Source organism: Streptomyces sp. BBFR51, from assembly GCF_044591655.1.
Classification (GTDB): domain Bacteria; phylum Actinomycetota; class Actinomycetes; order Streptomycetales; family Streptomycetaceae; genus Streptomyces.
Genome location: NZ_CP172448.1, coordinates 8,745,501 through 8,761,826, shown reverse-complemented (window position 1 = coordinate 8,761,826; position 16,326 = coordinate 8,745,501). Strand labels below are relative to the sequence as shown.

Annotated in this window: 10 protein-coding genes (1 of these 10 cut by a window edge); 9 read left to right on the top strand and 1 reads right to left on the bottom strand. The window is 69.9% G+C overall.

What is annotated here, in order from left to right; translation table 11 throughout:
• Positions 1 to 51 precede the first annotated feature (51 nt).
• Positions 52 to 4,011: a type VII secretion protein EccCa gene (gene eccCa / locus ACGH7X_RS39760; protein WP_399895617.1), complete on the bottom strand. Its 3,960-nt coding sequence runs from the start codon at positions 4,009 to 4,011 to the stop codon at positions 52 to 54.
• 260 nt (positions 4,012 to 4,271) lie between these two features.
• On the opposite strand from eccCa, the gene eccD reads away from it, so the two are divergent.
• The 9 genes from eccD to ACGH7X_RS39715 form a co-directional block, all read left to right on the top strand.
• On the top strand, positions 4,272 to 5,672 hold the full coding sequence (eccD, locus tag ACGH7X_RS39755; RefSeq protein WP_399895615.1) for a type VII secretion integral membrane protein EccD: 1,401 nt from the start codon (positions 4,272 to 4,274) through the stop codon (positions 5,670 to 5,672).
• 44 nt (positions 5,673 to 5,716) lie between these two features.
• Positions 5,717 to 7,222, top strand: a complete 1,506-nt coding sequence (gene eccB / locus ACGH7X_RS39750; RefSeq protein ID WP_399895612.1) for a type VII secretion protein EccB — start codon at positions 5,717 to 5,719, stop codon at positions 7,220 to 7,222.
• 97 nt (positions 7,223 to 7,319) lie between these two features.
• Positions 7,320 to 7,664 carry a hypothetical protein gene (locus ACGH7X_RS39745; RefSeq protein ID WP_399895609.1) on the top strand — a complete coding sequence of 115 codons (345 nt, stop codon included), beginning with the start codon at positions 7,320 to 7,322 and terminating at the stop codon, positions 7,662 to 7,664.
• A 61-nt stretch (positions 7,665 to 7,725) separates the two neighbouring features.
• Complete coding sequence (locus tag ACGH7X_RS39740; protein ID WP_399895606.1) at positions 7,726 to 8,043, top strand: WXG100 family type VII secretion target; 318 nt, start codon at positions 7,726 to 7,728, stop codon at positions 8,041 to 8,043.
• A 91-nt stretch (positions 8,044 to 8,134) separates the two neighbouring features.
• Positions 8,135 to 8,602: a type VII secretion system-associated protein gene (locus tag ACGH7X_RS39735; protein ID WP_399895603.1), complete on the top strand. Its 468-nt coding sequence runs from the start codon at positions 8,135 to 8,137 to the stop codon at positions 8,600 to 8,602.
• 48 nt (positions 8,603 to 8,650) lie between these two features.
• Positions 8,651 to 11,227 (top strand): AAWKG family protein, encoded by a 2,577-nt coding sequence (locus tag ACGH7X_RS39730; RefSeq protein WP_399895601.1) that lies wholly within the window; start codon positions 8,651 to 8,653, stop codon positions 11,225 to 11,227.
• The gene (locus tag ACGH7X_RS39725; RefSeq protein WP_399895598.1) at positions 11,224 to 11,751 is read left to right on the top strand and encodes a YbaB/EbfC family nucleoid-associated protein; all 528 of its coding nucleotides are present in this window, start codon (positions 11,224 to 11,226) and stop codon (positions 11,749 to 11,751) included. Before ACGH7X_RS39730 ends, ACGH7X_RS39725 begins: the two co-directional genes overlap by 4 nt.
• Before the next feature lie 5 nt (positions 11,752 to 11,756).
• Positions 11,757 to 12,092 (top strand): hypothetical protein, encoded by a 336-nt coding sequence (locus ACGH7X_RS39720; RefSeq protein ID WP_399895595.1) that lies wholly within the window; start codon positions 11,757 to 11,759, stop codon positions 12,090 to 12,092.
• 5 nt (positions 12,093 to 12,097) lie between these two features.
• A protein-coding gene (locus ACGH7X_RS39715; protein WP_399895592.1) for a hypothetical protein crosses the window boundary here: on the top strand, positions 12,098 to 16,326 show its start. The gene runs 23,044 nt beyond the window's last position; only the first 4,229 of its 27,273 coding nucleotides appear in the window; it begins with the start codon at positions 12,098 to 12,100; the stop codon falls past the right edge of the window.

The window sequence follows — 16,326 nt, the reverse complement described above, 5'->3', positions numbered from 1 at the left end:
AGCAAAGGGGCGTGCCGGGTGGTGAACACCCGGCACGCCCCTGCGCGTTCGCTAGCCCTCCGACGGCTGCGGGGTCTGCTCCGCCACCGCCGTCTGCACCAGCGTCGCCTTGTTGCGGGCGATGTACCGGGCCCGGCCCGGCGGCAGGCTGCGCGGTTTGATGTTGCCGAAGACGTACCCCTCGGTCGGCGGGCAGGACAGCAGCAGGCCGGGGGTGTTGACCTCCCCGAGACGGCGCAGGAGCTGGTCGTTGAAGCCGCGGCCTGCGCCGGTGGCGGAGCGCACGGTCACGACGTGCAGGCCGACCTCGTACCCGAGCGCCAGGAACTCGAAGAGCGGTTCGAACGCGTGGTCGAAGGCGTTGCTGCCGCCCAGCATGTCGTAGTCGTCGACCAGGACGAACAGGCGCGGGCCGGTCCACCAGTCGGCTTTCCGCATGCGGGCCGGGCTGATGTCCTGCCCCGGAAGACGTGTCTTCAGCGCCCGCTGGGAACCGCTCATCAGCTCGCCGAGCGCGGACAGGGACACGGCGTGGCCCAGCCGGTACTCCTCGGGGACGGCCTCGACCAGCTCGCGCCGGTAGTCGACCACCAGGATCCGCGCCTCCTGGGGCGTGTACCGGGAGGTGATCGCGGACGTCACCAGCTTCAGCAGGTTGGTCTTGCCGCTCTCGGTGTCGCCGATGGCCATCAGATGCGGGGTACGGCCGAAGTCGTGCCAGACGGGGGAGAGGGTCTCCTCATCGAGACCCAGCGGCACCCGCAGGCCCTCGCCGCCCTCGCCGCCCTCGCCGCCCTCGGCCGCGGGCAGCTCGGCGGCGGGCAGCCAGTGCGGCAGCATCCGCACGGCGGGCGCGGCGGGACCGCTCCATCCGCCCGAGACCCGCTCGACCAGGTCGGCGACGCCCTCGGTGAGGTCGTCGGCGTCACCGGTACCGTCCACCCGCGGCAGCGCGGCCAGGAAGTGCAGCTTGCCCTCGACCGTGAGACCGCGTCCGGCGATGCGCGGCACGAGCGCCGCCCGGCGGACGTCGATGGACGAGTCCATGTGGTCGCCGAGCTTGAGTTCCAGGCGGGTGGCGATCTGGTCGCGGACCTGTGTCGTCATCTCCATCCAGCGGGCGGCGGCGACGACCAGGTGAATGCCGTAGTTCAGGCCGCGGGCGGCCACCTGGTTGAGCGTCGCGACATGGTTGTCGAAGTCCTGGCGCAGGGTCGCCCACCCGTCCACCACGAGGAAGACGTCACCGTGGGTCTCCTCGGCGAACTCACCGGCCGCACGCCGCCGCCGGTAGGTCGCCATGGAGTCGATGCTGTGGTCCAGGAAGAACTGCTCACGGTGGTTGAGCACCGCCGTGACCTCGGCCACCGTGCGGCTGATGCGCTCGCTGTCCAGCCGGGACGCGACGCCGCCCACATGCGGCAGCCCGGACAGGCCGGACAGCGTGCCGCCACCGAAGTCCAGGCAGTAGAACTGCACCTCGCGGGGCGTGTGGGTGAGCGCCAGGGAGGCGATGAGCGTACGCAGCAACGTGGACTTGCCACTCTGTGACCCGCCCGCGACGCCGACATGGCCCTCCGCGCCGGACAGGTCCACCACAAGCGGCTCGCGGCGCTGCTCGAAGGGCTTGTCGACCAGGCCGACCGGCACCTTCAGCCGGCCGGACCCCGGCCACGCCGCCGCCGTGCATCCGCGTTCCGGGCCGACCGAGAGCGGTGGCAGCAGCTCGTCGAGCGAGGAGGGCAGGTCCAGCGGCGGCAGCCACACCCGGTGCGCGCCCGGACCCGCGTCCCGCAGCCGGTCGAGCGCGACGGACAACAGGCTGTCCCCGGAGTCCTTCTCCTCCTCGGGGGCCGGCTCCGGCGCGGCGGGTGGGGCGACCGTGCGCGGTACGACGTACGCCGACGTCCACGGAACCACCTGGCTGGCCACCCGGGCCTGCGCGACCGCTCCGCCCCGCGTGCGGTACTCGCCCGAGACGTAGGCCGCCCGGAAGCGGGTCAGGGCCTCCACACCGCTCTTGAGGTATCCGCTGCCGGGCTGCGAAGGCAGTTGGTAGGCGTCCGGGACGCCCAGCACGCCCCGGCTCTCCATGGCCGAGAACGTGCGCAGACCGATCCGGTACGACAGATGGCTCTCCAACTGGTGCATCCGGCCCTCGTCCAGGCGCTGGGAGGCCAGCAGCAGATGCACGCCGAGCGACCGGCCCAGTCGGCCGATCATGACGAACAGCTCCATGAACTCCCGGTGTGCGGACAGGAGTTCACTGAACTCGTCGACCACGACGAAGAGGCTGGGCAGGGGAGCCAGCGCGGTGCCCGAGGCGCGGGCCTTCTCGTACTCCAGGGCCGAGGAGTAGTTGCCGGCGGCCCGGAGCAGCTCCTGGCGGCGGATCAGCTCTCCGTGCAGGGCGTCCTGCATACGGGCGACCAGCGCCACCTCGTCCGACAGGTTGGTGATCACCGCCGAGGTGTGGGGCAGTTCGTCCAGGCCGAGGAAGGTGGCACCACCCTTGAAGTCGACCAGGACGAAGTTGAGGGTCTCCGAGGAGTTCGTCAGGGCCAGCCCCAGGACGAGGGTCCGCAGCAACTCGCTCTTGCCCGACCCGGTGGCGCCGATGAGCATGCCGTGCGGTCCCATGCCGCCCTGCGCCGACTCCTTGATGTCCAGTTCGACCGGGAGTCCGTCGCTGCCGACCGCGATGGGCACCCGCAGCCGGGAGGCGCTGTGGGCACGCTGCCACAGGGTCTGCGGCTCGTGCCGGCGCAGGTCGGGAATGCCCAGCAGTGAGGTGAGTTCGGTGTCCGCGGCCAGCGGCTCGGCGGCGGAGGCCGCCGCCCGCATCCGGTACGGCGCGACCGTCCGGGCGAGCGCCTCGGCCGCCACCGGCCCCATGACGTCCGGCCTGCCCAGGTACGTCGTCTGCTCCGAGCGGGTGCGGTCGGTGCGTACCAGGCCGACCCGGTCGGGCCGGACGTCGAGGCGGAGTGTGTTGCGCCCGGGCCGCCACTGGAGGGTGTCGGCCAGGTCGACGACGACCGCGTTGCGGAAGCCCTGTCCGTCCATGCGGTGCCCGGAGGGCACGCTGACCCCGTCCAGGACGACGACCGTGTAGGGCTCCTCACGGCCGGGAGGCAGCTCCGGGTCGAAGGCGGGGCGCTCGGCGAACTCGGCCCCCAGCACGTCCTCCAGGTCGTTGAAGGCGGACGCCGTCATCCTGACCGGACCGGCTCCGTCCTTTTCCTGCGGATGGTGGCCGTGCGGCAGCCACTTCACCCACTCCCAGTGGGCCCGGTGCTCGTCGGCGGCACATACGACGATCCACAGCTCCTCCGGGGCGTGGAACACGGCGAGTTGCGCGAGCACGGCGCGCACCAGGGACCGCCGGGTGGCCTCGTCGCCACGTATGAGCACCCGCGACCAGGAGCGCAGGTACACGGCGACCGGCTGATCGGGCACCGTACTGTAGGCACGTATGAAGCGGCGCAGTGCGTGCGCGGACAGCGGATCGAGGTCCTCGACGGGCTTGGTGGACAGCGCGGTGAGTTTCATGGCCAGTTGCTGGTCGCCGACGGCCATCCTGACTTCGCCGAAGTCCTCGTCCGTCACTCGGCGTTCCCACAGGCGGGTGGTGCGCACCATGGACGGCAGCGCCGCAGGTTCCGGGTGGCGCCAGGCCAGGGCCGACTGCTGCTCCGCCACCGCGCGCCGGGCCTGCTTGCGGACCTGCCCAAGATACCTCAGGTAGTCGCGTCGTTCCCCGCGCAGTCGCTGCTTGCGTTCACTGGTGCGGCGCATGAACTGACCGATGATCATGGCGGCCGACGCCAGCACCATCAGGCCCAGTGACAGGTAGATGAAGACACCGTTCGACCCACCCGGGCGAAGGAAGATCAGCATCATGGAGACGGACATCATGGCCATGGGCATGTATGTCCACACCGCGGAGTTGTCCGGCACCGTCTCCGCGAGCACCGGAGGTTCCTGAAGGTTCAACTCCCCCTGGGGCATGTCCGGTCCACGACGACGCGCGGGACGACGAAAAAGCACGGAACTCAACGAATCGGCTCCTTCGGACGGCAGCCAGGCAGGTGTCACCGGGTCCGCTGACGGGAGGGGCGGGCCGTGAAAACCGGCCCGGCGGACAGAGGTACTCTGCACACGATAGACGGATGGACACCGCACCCCGTCGCACACCTATGTGTCGGCCGGTGTCACACTTTCACATCCGACCGATCCGATCACCTTCCGCGAAAGCGAATGTGCCGACCATGAGCGACACCTCGGTGGCCAGCCTGTGCCGCCTCTCCGTCCGGGCACCCTCCAGAACCATCGACCTGGCCGTCCCGACGGACGTCCCGGTGGCCGACCTCCTCCCCACGCTGCTCAGGTACTGCGTGGAGGGCATGGAGGAAGAGGGACTCGACCACGGCGGCTGGGTGCTTCAACGCCTCGGCGGACCCGCCCTCGACGACGAGGCCACCCTGGACTCCCTCGACCTGCACGACGGCGAGGTCCTCCATCTGCGCCCACGGGCCGAGGCGATGCCCGAGGTCCGCCTCGACGACCTGGTCGAGGGCATCGCGGACGTCACCCGGGAGCGGCTGCACGCCTGGACCACGGAACGCAGCCGCCAACTGCTGCGCGGTTTCCTCGTCTGCGTCCTCGTCATCGCGCTGGGCGTGCTCGCCTGGCCCGGCGGCCCGGTGGTGCCCCGGGCCGCCACCGCGGGCGTCGCCGGCCTGCTGCTGCTCGCCGGAGCCGGCACGGCAGGCCGTGCGGTCGGTGACGCGGCCACGGGTGCCGTCCTCGGCGCGATGGCGGTCCCGGCACTGGCGCTCGCGGGCTGGCTGCTGCCCGCCGGTGAGATCGCCGGCCCCAACGCCTATCACGTGCTGGGAGCACGGCTGTTGGCCGCGGGGGCCGCCGGAGCGGGCGCCGCCGTGCTCGCCCTGGCCGCCGTGGCCGTCTACACCCCGCTCTTCCTCGCCGCGGCGGTGGTCTGCGTGGCCGCGGCCGTCTCCGGGGCGATGATGAGCGTCTTCGACGTACCGGTGGACAAGGCCGCCTGCGCGATCGCCGCCTGTCTGGTTCTCGTCGGTGGTTTCGTCCCCGCCATCGCGTTCAAGCTGGCCGGAATGCGGATGCCGCCACTGCCGGCCAGCCCCCGGCAGCTCCAGGAGGGCATCGACCCGTACGACGGCCCGGAGGTGGCCACGCGGACGGAACTGGCCAGTGGCTGGATGATCGCGCTGTACGGCGCGATCGGTCTCGTCGGCGCGGGCTGTCTCGTTCCGCTGGTGCGGCGCCCGAACCTCCCGGAAGCGCTGATCGCCGTCGTCCTGTCCCTGATCCTGCTCCTGCACGGCCGCGGCATGGTCAACGTGTGGCAGCGGCTGGTCCTGGTCGTCCCCGGCGCCATGGGAGCGGCGCTGGTCCTCGTCGGCGCCGGTGCCCACCTCGCCCCCGGCGACCGGCCGGTGTTCGTCGCCGGACTGCTGGGCCTGGCCGCCGTGCTGGCCGTCGTGACCTGGACCGTCCCCGGACGCCGCATGCTGCCCTACTGGGGCCGCGCGGCCGAGCTGTTGCAGTCCGCGCTGGCCATCGGCCTGCTGCCGCTCACGCTCTGGGCCGTCGGGGTGTTCGGCGAACTGCGTGCCATCTCGGGCTGACCGCGACCATGCCGATTTCGAAGAAAGCCGCGAGGTAGGCCACCATGCAGTCAAAGCGCGACCAGGTGCAGGCGCACAGCTTCACCATGACCCGGCTGAGCGCCGGCATGCTCCTCGCGGAGCCCGACGCCCCCGAGACACCGCTGGGCCGGACCACCCGCGGCGTTTTCATAGGTGTGCTCATAGCCGTGCTGATCTGTGCCGGGTCCGTGGTGTTCGGCCTGATCTCACCTGGCGGCAAGACCTCGTGGAAGACGCCCGGGACCCTCGTCGTCAACAAGGAGACCGGCGCCCGGTACCTGTACGTGGGCGGCCGGCTCAGACCGGTCCGCAACTTCGCCTCCGCCCGGCTCGTCGCCGGCAGCGACCTCGCCACCTCCACCGTGGCCACCGCCTCCCTCCAGGGAACCCCGGTGGGCCTGCCCATCGGCATCCCCGGCGCGCCCGAGTCGGTGCCGAAGCCGGCCGACCTGGACCAGGACGCGTGGCTGGTCTGCTCCACCACCGGCGCCGGGACGGCGGACGCGCACACCACTCTGGTCGCCGGCGCCCCCGTGGCGGGCACCGGGCTGGGCTCGGGACAGGCGTTCGTGGCCCGGGGACCCGACCGGACGGCCTACCTGGTCTGGCAGGGCAGCCGGCTGCGCCTCGACAAGGCTTCCGGCGCCGCCGTGTCCCTCGGCTACGGTTCCGTGGCTCCCCGGCCGGTCTCCGCGGCCTTCCTCAACGCCCTGGTCCTCGGCCCCGACCTGGTGGCCCCCGAGGTGCCCGACCGCGGAACCGCCGGACCCGCGCTCGACGGCGCCGCGAGCATGATCGGCCAGGTGTTCCAGGCCCAGGTGCCCGGCTCGGACGAGCACCCGTACTACCTCCTGCGCAAGGAGGGCCTGATGCCGATGACGGCCACCCGGGCGGCCCTCGTCCTCGGCGATCCCCGGACTCGGGAGAAGGCGTACGGGGGACGGACACCGCGAGCCGTGGGCCTGGGCGCCGACGCCCTGAAGCAGCACCTGGCGCCGGGCGCGGAGGGCCGTTCACCGGTCCTGGAGGGGCTGCCCTCCACTCCGCCGAAGCCGGCCCCCATCGCGGCGGACCGCTCCGCGTGCGTGGGTGTGGAACCGGACGGCGAGGGCACCAAGGTCACCACGCTTCTCGCCGCGACGGCCGAACTGGCCCCCGTCGCCCAGCCGTCGGCCGAGGCCGTACAGGCGTGTCTGCGGGTGGACGGCGTGGTGGTGCGTCCGGGGCACGCGGCGCTGGTCCGTGCCCTGGGAGCGGGCGGTACCACCATGGGCACCACGACCTATCTGGTGGACGACACCGGCACCAGGTACCGCGTCCCGACGGCGAAGGCGCTCGGCGCGCTCGGCTACAGCGAGGCAGAGGTGACCCCGCTGCCCTCGCCCTTGCTGTCGATGCTGCCCGCGGGGCCCGATCTCGACCCGAACGCGGCGACCGGCGCGACGCGGCCCACCACCACACAGACACATTGTGGTTCGACCGGAAAGCACCCGACCGGAAAGCACCCGACCGGAACGCGGTCCGGATGAGATCACGACAGACACATGTGACTGTCCCACACGAGATACATGCTGCCGGTAACGTATGTGTGGGGAATTCATCGAACAGACAACGGAAGGGCTGAACATGGCGGGCAACATCCGCTCAGGCGATGAGCAGGCGACACGTAACGGTATCCAGGCCCTGGAGAGCGCGTTCAACGGCATCTGGAGGTCACGTCAGGACGTCGAGGCGATGCGCAACAACCTGGCCGCGGGGTACAAGGGGGGCGACGGTTACACCTACCGGGACCTCATCATCACCTGGGAGGGGCACGCCAAGAGCATCCTCACGGGCCTTCGGGACGTGATCGACAGCCTCAACACCACCCTGACGGCGATGAACGAGAACCAGGGTTCGTCCAACGAAGCCATCAACCACGCCTACCAGCAGTCGAACAACGCCTTCAACCAGCTCACGGGCAAAGCCTGAGTTCCGAGGGACATCCGAGTCGGGACACCGGCTCCAGTCGAGACATCACGAGGTCACCACCATGAGTTTCACCGACGGCGAGATCTACGTCTCCTACGACCACATGCAGAACGCGGCCGACGACATGGTCCATCAGACCAAGGCCATCAAGCAGACGATCGTCGACCTCGACGCCGAACTGCAGGCGCTGAAGGCCACCTGGAGCGGCGCCGACAAGGACATGTACGAGCACAAGCAGCAGGAGTGGGTCCGCGCGGTCGACGCGATGACCGCGCTGCTGCACGACCACGCCGGTCTCCTCACGCAGGTGTCGGAGAACTACAAGTACACCGAGCGGTCGCTCGACCAGATGTGGTCCGAGGTCAAGGTCGTCGGCTGACACCTCATAACCGGGGCCGAGGCGACCGCACCGGTGGCTCGGCCCCTCCGCCGCACTCGACACCGCCCGCCCCGACACCTCTGGAGGGCCCGTGGGACAACTCACCCAGCTCGACGGCAAGTCGCTGCAGACGTTCATCGACACGCAGCTCAAGGACTTCGTGACACAGACGGAGGAGATTCGCAGGGACGGCACCGACCCGGTCACCCACCGCCCCGCCCGGGCCGTCAAGAGCCTGGTCAACGGCGAGGCCACGGCCGAGACATTGCGGCAGAACCAGTTCCTGGCACTGGGGCCGATGCTCGGCGACGAGGCCCTCACCCATGGCAAGACACTGCTCGACGCGATCACCGAGTCGGCCAAGTCCGTCGACGCCATCCTGGAGAACCAGGAGCGGCTGTTCCGTGACATCGACAGGGGTTTCAGAGAAACGATCAAGATCATCGGATCCACGCAGAGCGACAACATATCCGAGATCAACGCGGAGAAGTTCCTCGACATCTTCGACGATGTCGATCACGACATGAGCGGGTCGCAGAACTCGACCCAGGACATCTAGGGCAGTTGCGCCCCGCCCGCCCCACCCCCACCGACGCGGAGTTCGCGCATGGAATCCAACGACGACGACGACTACTGGGCGGAGGCCGTCAGCGACTACACGGGCTATCCGCTGCCGAGCCGCAAGTCCCTCTTCGAAAAACTCAAGAGCAAAGAGGGGATCCCGCTCATGCGGGTGAACCTGGTCGAGCATTCGATGCGCGCCGTCACGAAGGACGACTACACCGCCGCGTCCGGATGGCAGACGTCCCGCGGCGAGGACTACCGGCTCGCCTTCTACACGCACCAGGAGGGGCAGAAGGTAAGGCTCTACACCGCGGACATCGTGTTCATCGGAGTGCTTGCCGACGCAGCCGGCAAGGGCAGTCTGATGGACGGGGGCACCACCCGGGAGGGCGCGGAATTCAAGGGCAAGTACGGAGACGAGTGGAATGACATCGACCTCTGGCGCTACGTGTCCGCGCCGAAGTTCGTCCTCGAAGCACTCGTGAACCCTCCGTACACCACCAAGAACTTCTCCTACAACGGCGTCTCGGTGGACGACGTGAACGCCGTGGATCTCACCTCCTTCACCCGGACCGCCGAGTCCTTCGACCGGGCGGCGAATTTCTTCAGGGCTCAGCTGAAGCCGCTTGAGGAGTGGAGCAAGTCCCTGGGCGGTGAGGACTCGGCGTGGCGGGGGCAGTCCGCCGACGTGGTGCGGACCCTGTTCCAGACCCTGTACGAGAACTACGACGGCTACGCACGGCAGATGGGTGGCCGGGACTACAAGAGCGGCCACACATTGCTCGACGGCGGGAACCCCCAGTCGACCTACTCCGACCTGCTGTTCCAGGCCCAGTGGGACCTGCATTTCGAGGCCAAGGTCCTGAAGGACGTCTGGCAGAACTGGGCCGACTCGCGCGAGCACGATCCGCACCGGTCACTGCTCGAGGAACTGGACGCGTTGAGCGACTGGATCCTGCAGAACAACGTATCTCTCGTCGTCGTCAATACCGACAAGCTCTACAGCAAACTGGACGGCAGCAGCAACGACAACGACGAAAACCTCAGGGACTACGACGAGGTGGACTTCGACACTCTGCCGGGGTTCAGTGAAAATCCAGGGATAGGCGGACTGCGCGACCTGAACACCTGGAAGACGATCGGTGAGCAAGCGGTGAGCCGCTGGAACCGAAACGTCGACGGCTACCTCGTCCAGGCCGCGAGGCAGTCCCTGGCGAGACTCGGCAAGAGCTGGGGTGAAGGAGCCGAGGACCTGGGGGAGGAGATGCGGTCGAAGGAGGACAAAAGCCTCATCGAGACCTACGAGAAGGAGCAGGCGAAGAGCGACAAGAAAGCCGCCGAGAAGGCCCTCGATCACGCCAACGAGCAGAACAAGGAGGCATGGGACAGCCTCAACAAGAATTTCTCCGACTCGAACAAGAACACGCAGAACGCGTTCGACGGAATCAACAAGAACTTCGCCGACGCCAACAACAACCAGAAGCAGCTCAACACCGGCCTCAGCGGCCTGGGGGACAGCTTCAACGCCGGCCTGAGTCACCTGGGCGACAGCTTCCCGCAGAGCCTCAATCCGGACGCCCTCGGTGGCGGCCTGAACCTCGACGGCGGCGGGACGTCCCTGCTCAACCCCGACGGTCAGGGCACCGGTCTCGGCGGCACCGACGCCACCACCGGCCCGCTGAACCCCTTCACCAACTTCACCGGCCTGAACCCGAACTCGCTCACGAACTCCCCACTGAACACCGGCGCGCTCACCGCCGGCGGGCCGCACCTGGACGCCGACGGAAACCTGGTGCACACGTATCCGGACGGCACCAAGACGGTCTTCGACCCCGGCACCGGGCAGTTGGTGACGACCGACCCGGACGGACACACCACCACGACCCGGCTCAACCCGGGAGATCTCGTCACCACCCCCGACGGCGGTCACCTCCGGCTCAATGCGGACGGCACCCTCACCACCACCGGCCCGGACGGCACCAAGACGGTGTTCGACCCCGCCGACGGAACCCTGCGGACCACGGCTCCGGACGGCACCACCACGACGGCGCAGCTGAACAAGCCGATCGACGTGTCCGGCCTCTCGCATGGCGGGACCACCCCGCTCAACGGTGCGCTGGGCGACGGCAACGGACACTTCGACGCCGACCCGGACGCCGACTACATGGACTACGACAGCACACCTTTCACGGGAGGTACGCTGGGGGGAAACATAGGTGGATTCGACCCGGCCGGCGCCAACAACACGACGGCGCCCCCGGGAGGAACACCTCTCAGCCCCGGCTTCGGCGCCGGAGGTGGAGCCGGAGGGGCCGGAGCGGGAGCGGGAGCGGGCGGAGCCAACGCGGAACGTGTGCGTACCGTACTGAACGACGCGAACAGCCTTTCCGCGCTGCGCCGCACCGGCTCGGTGGCACCCTCCATCGACGGCGAAGCCATGCCCTTCCGGCAGGGCGGGACACAGACCACCAGCACGCCCATGGGCGGCGGCGCTCCGATGGGCGGCATGCAGGGCGGTCAGTCCACGGAGAGCGGGGACAGGCAGCGCACCAACTGGGTGGACGAGGACGAGGACGTGTGGGGCACTGAGGAAGGCGGAACACCGGCGGTGATCGGATGAGCGGGACGGAGGAGAGGAACGGCGGGACCCGTCGCCAGGGGGACGCGCCCGACGCGACCGCCTCGGTGAACCCCTTCACCGAGGAACTCGGCAAGCGTCTCGCGGACACACTGGCCGAACTGGACGCCGTGACCGCCGGAGTGACCAAGGTTCAGGAGGAACTGCGGCAGGCCACCTACGTGGTCCGCTCCCGTGACCGCGTGGTGGAAGCCACGGTGGGACCCCAGGGGCAGTTGACCGACCTGAGGTTCCTCGACAACAAGTACCGCACCATGAGCCCGACCGAACTCGCCGCGTCCGTGCTGGAGGCGGCGACGCAGGCACGTGACTCGATGGCGCGGCACGTGATGAAGACGATCCAGCCCTTCACCGAACCGCGGCCGGGCCTGCCGTACTTGGAGGGCTTCGACATCGACTGGGCCGACATCTTCGGCCCCGGCGGGCTGGAGGAGCCGTCGGGGCCGCCCGCGCGGCAGGGCAGCGCGTCGCTGCGCGACGAGATCCATGAGGACGGGGAGGAGTAGGAACTGTGGAGAACGTCTTCTCGGCGAGCCCCGGAGACATCCGGATGGTGGCCAGGTTCCAGCACGAGATCATGCAGATCGCGCGCAGCTGTGTGCGCGAGTTCAATGCCGATACGGCCAGAAGCGCAGGCTGGTACGGCCATGACGACTCGCTGGCGAAGGAACTCGGCCCGCGGGATGCGAAGGAGCGCGAGGGCGCCGAGGAGGCGGGCACGGCGCTTTCGGACGGCGCCTCGGGCTCGGCCAACCTGTTGGCTGAGAACGGCGGCTTCATCCAGGGTGCTCAGGACGACGCACAGGAGGCCATCGACGAGCACGCCTCCCGGTCCGGAAGGCACTGACCCGCATGGCCATCGTGGTTCCGGACTGGCTGAACGAGCTGTTCTACGCCCTCATGGGCGAGCGCATGCCGCAGGCCAACGAGGACCTCGCCTATCTGAGCCACGAGGCCTACAAGAACTACGCGGACCGGATCCGCAAGCTGGGAGAGCTGCTCACCGAGTCGGTCGGCTACGCCTCCAGGGTTCTGCCTCCGCCGGTCGCACGCAAGTACGTGCGCGCCGTACACGTACTGACCGACGACGGGGGCACGAACCACGTCGACGAATTCGCCCGGCAGCTGGACGACATCTCCGACGGCCGGGTGAAGACCTCCATCGACATCGCCGAGTCGAAGGTCAACCTGCTCATCGAGCTGGCGATCCTGGTGGTCCAGCTCGTGATCCTCACCGTCGAGGCGATCTTCAGCCCCGCCACCGCGGCGACCAAGACGGTCCAGGCCAAGTTGCGCACGACGGCCCGGATCGTGGTGATCCTGCAGATGCTCGCCCAGCGCTTCCATCTGATGCCGACCCTGAGCGAAGCGCTGGAAGAGGCGTTCACCACGCTTGCCGCGCGACTGGTCCTGATCCTGTCGGCAGCCCCCGGTCGCAAACCGCACGGCATCGACGTCAAGGACGTCATACTCAGCGGCCTCACCGGTGGCGCCACCGCGATCTTCGACCACATCTTCCACGGCGGAAAGCAGCTCTTCAAGAAGCTCTTCAAGGACGATCTCGACATCGGACCGGGCCTCGGCAAGAAGTTCGACGGCAAGGAGTCGATGCCCGACCTGAACAAGACGCCCGGCGGCGGCGCGACCCACGGGGGGAAGAGCCCGGCCTCCGACGGACCGCTCTTTGGCGGTGGCGGATTCACCACCAACACCGCCGGCCGGGGGTTCGACGCGCTGAGCGAGGGTGCGGCGGAGACGTTCGCCGAGGCGGCCGTCTACCAGCAGGGGCTGAGCTTCTCGACGTTCCACGGCGCCGTCGTCAGCAGTCTGAACACCGGTCTGATCTTCACGGGAGTGCAGAAGGCCGGCCTCGGGCTGCGTGATTTCATCTCCCCCCAGAGCCTCAACGCCACTCCCAACACCGTCTCGGCCGGACTGACCCCGGATGGCCCCAAGACCACCGACGAGAAGGGTGCGGTCCACCGGCCGGGCCCGGACACCCAGGTTCCCACCACGGGTGCGGGTGTCCCCGCACCCGTGTCGTACTCTCCGGGCGGCCCCACGGAACCCGGCCCGTCCCCGGTCGTCACCACCTCGGCGACCGGCACCCCGGACGGGCTCCACGGTTCCACGGCTCCGGCCGCCACGGGCGCTTCCCACGGCGCCGGTCCGGCCTCCGTGTCCGGCGGCGGGCACACACCGGTGAAGGGCGCGGTCACGGCCGCGGCGCCGGACGAGACCGCTCCCCGGACGCCCTCCGACGAGGAAACGAACGCGTGGCCTCCGGCCGAGGAGCACACGGGCTCCACCGTCACCTCGTCTCCGCCGTCCGACACCTCCGTCGTGACGGACGACTCGGCGGCGCGGGATCTCTCCGGCGACCGGAAGGCGTCCGCGCAGACGGCCCCGGAGTCCGGCCCCGGCCCGGGGAAGACGGACGACGCGGCATCGGTGGTGCCCGCCGACGCCGGCGGCCAGGCTCCGACCGCCGCACCCCAGGACGTCGGCACCCTCAGCGCCCCGGCGGTGGGCGCGGGGCAGGGCCCGACGGCAGGTACGGGGCAGGGTCCTGCGGTGGGTACGGGGCAGGGTCCTGCGGCGAACACGGCTCCGGGCGCGGCGGTCGGCACGAACAACGCGACCTCGGTCAAGGCCGACGCAGGCTCCGCCCATGCCCCGGGCGCCCTCGTCGGCCAGGACCGCCCCAAGGGGGACGCCGGCCGGAACACGGCGCACGACGAGACGCCCACTGCAGTCCCGACCGTCTCCGACCCGGCCGACCCGACGGGCACGGCCGGCCCCGTCGGCGTATCCGAGGAGGCCCGGACCGGGAACCTCGACGCCGCACAGGACGACGGTGCCCGGGCGGGCATCACGCCCGTGGCCACGGTCTCGGCCACGTCTCCTTCCCGGCCGGCCGGCGCACGGCCCGGTCCGCCCACCGAGCCCGAGCCCGAGCCCACAGTCTCGGAAGGCCCCGCCGCACAGGACGACGTTCCCGCCCCCACCTCCGTGGCGACCGTGTCGCACGCCGGCACCGGCACACCGGAGGGCGTTGCCGCCGAGCACCACACTCCGACGGTGGGAGCCGGTGCGCGCACCACCACCGTTCCACCCGCGGGTTCACCGGTGAGTGCGGTGTCCGATCCGCTGGTGCCGGAAACGGCCCCCGCGCGGTCGGATGCGACGAACGCGACCGCCTTCGCCGATGCCGGGCCCGTCGGCAGGGCGGCCCTGCTCCGGGACATCGAAGGGAGGGCCAAGAGGTTCGGCAAGCTCCGCGAGGAGATCGCACTCAAGCCCGCGGCCGAGGCGCACCGGCGCCTGGCGGCGAACAACGTCACCCTTCCGTCCATCCTGCCCGCCGACGACTCCGTGCTTCAGGGGCGGGTCAGAATCCTGCGGGACGCGATCGCCATGGCCCTGTACCAGGGGGCTCCCAACGAGGCGCAGGCGCTGACCGCAGCGGGCCGGGACGGGCTGGACCTGCGAGCTTCGCGTACGGTGACGGTCGGCGGGGCACCGACCGTGCCGGACGGCGGGACCACCTCCGCCCCCGCGCGATCCGGCGACGACGCGCAGGCGCCCCAGGCAGGACCCTCCCGTCCCCGGCACACGACGGCCGACGACGCGGACCCCCCACCCCGGCGCACCCAGCGCCGGGTGAGGGTGGTGCCGCCCGCCCTGGAGCTGCCGGCACCCGGTCGTCGTACCGCCCGCCCGCCGATCGGCCCCCGGAGTTCGGCCACACCGCGTACTCCGCGGGTCTCCGCCGCCGCGAACAAGTCGTCGGGTACCGGCGCCAGGCCGACGACGGGCAACACGCCCGGGGCGGGCCGGACTCCGCGTACCGCGGGCGTCGCCCGGCCGGCCAGGACGCCTCGCACGGTGAGAACGCCCGGGACGGCGAAAACTCCCCCGGCCGCGAGGACACCGAGGCCCAAGCAGGCCCCGCGCACCCCGCGCATCCCGCGGACACCCATGAGCCCCGGGCATGTGCGCACGTCCGTCGTCCGCGCCATGCGGGAGGATCCGCGCCGGTTCCTGGGTGAGAACGTCGTCTCCCTGGACATGACGGACGGTCTGCAGTCCTACGCCTCCCGCCTGTCGAAGGAGGACGCGACACAGGTCGTCAAGGCGCTGGACAACGTGTCGCTCAGGCGGCACTGGTTCGTCCTGGTGGAGGTCGGCCGGGACACCACCGGCAAGCGGCGGTTCATGCTGGCCCCCGCGGTAGAGAAGTACGCGCAGCACTATCCGCACATCGCGGCGTTCAGCAGGATCCCCGACAGCAGGCTTCCGGTCATGCGCAACGAGGACGCCTACCTCCAGGCCGGGTTCATCCCCTATCTCTCGGGTGCCACCAGCGACCTGGACAAGGCGATCGGCCACACCGAGGTGGTCCGGGACCCGAGCGACAAGGAGTTCAGCCCCGACTTCGTGATCACACCCACGATGAGCGGGTGCGCCCTCACGGTCACGGCCGCCGCCGTGCCCGGCCGCTTCACCGCCTGGCACTTCCAGTCGCCGGCGGCCTTCTCGAACGTGGACAACGCCGAACGGTTCCGTTGGACGAAGCGGCCCACCGACTGGTTCGGCGACGGCGAGTACAACGACGTCGCCCCTTCAAGCCCCACGGGCGAATCCGGTCCGATGTTCGAGACGACCAACATGCTGTGGCGCGGTCCGGACGGCTGGGAGGTCCTCAGCCAGTTGAACCGCACCGGACACCAGAGCGACAAGGTCACCCTTCGCCGCTTCGGTCACCGGCCAATCCGGCTCACCGACGGTGGGGAGCTCCGCCAGTTCACCACCTACTACCAGGGCATGGCCAGAGGAGAGGGGTTCGAGGACAACGACATCCAGCGCAACTACCGCAACATCGTCTCGACCAAGCCCCAGCCTGCCGAGGCGCAGGTGTACCGGTCGATCTTCACCATGATCACCGATCAGGTCGGCAGGGAGATCGAGAAGATCGGCGCGGCACGGGACTTCGCGACGCTCCAGGAGCTGGCGGTGACGCTCCGCGCCGATCGCGAGATGCACGCCGGCATTCTCGGTCAACTCCTCTTCCAGGCGCA